Source organism: Acutalibacter caecimuris (genome assembly GCF_034335085.1).
In the GTDB taxonomy this organism is placed as follows: domain Bacteria; phylum Bacillota; class Clostridia; order Oscillospirales; family Acutalibacteraceae; genus Acutalibacter; species Acutalibacter caecimuris.
This window is the reverse complement of sequence record NZ_JAWXXJ010000091.1, coordinates 1-657: the sequence shown is the minus strand read 5'-3', so window position 1 is coordinate 657 and position 657 is coordinate 1. Positions and strand designations below refer to the sequence as shown.

Genomic DNA, 657 nt, shown 5'->3' with positions numbered 1-657 from the left:
TACTCCTTGGCCCAGTTGCTGATCTGTGCAGCGTCGGTAAAGGCCACGGGCTCCTTCTCGGTGGTGAACTTGGTGTAGCGGCCGATGATGCTCACAGCCTGCTCACGGGTCACAGCGCGGCCCGGGGTGAAGTAGGTGCCGTCACCCACAATCCAGCCCTGGTCGTTGGCCAGCATGATGGCGCCGTAGGCATAGCCGTAGGTGCCGGTCTTGGCCACGTCGCTGAAGGGGTTGCCGCTGGTGGATTCGTAAGCCTTCCAATCCTCGTCGGTATAGCCGGCCAGACGGGCCATGACGATGGCCATGTCAGCGCGGACCATGGTGCCGTTGGGGTTGAAGGTGGGCTTGCCGTCGGCGCCGGTGCCGGTGCCGGTGATCAGGCCAGCGCTAACCACGCTCTCCAGGTACCCGGCGTAGAAAGCGTCGGGGTTCACGTCGCCGAAGTCGGTGTCAACCACAGCCGCCTTGGTGACGGTTAGGGTGTAGGTCTTAGCCTCGGCCTCGGTATCCTCCGGGGTAACGGTGATGGTGTAGGTGATCTTATCCTCCGCAACTTCGTTGGTGATCTCGTAGGTAGCGCCCTCGCTTACCTCAACCGCTACCTCGATGGCCTCCACGTCCAGCTCCTCCACCTCAGCGGCGTAGGTGCCGTCCTCG

At 63.2% G+C, this 657-nt stretch carries 1 protein-coding gene; it reads right to left on the bottom strand.

The window, feature by feature from the left end; all coding sequences use genetic code 11:
* A partial coding sequence (locus U8U01_RS17315; RefSeq protein ID WP_322176826.1) for an S-layer homology domain-containing protein occupies positions 1 to 657 on the bottom strand: 657 nt, incomplete at both ends.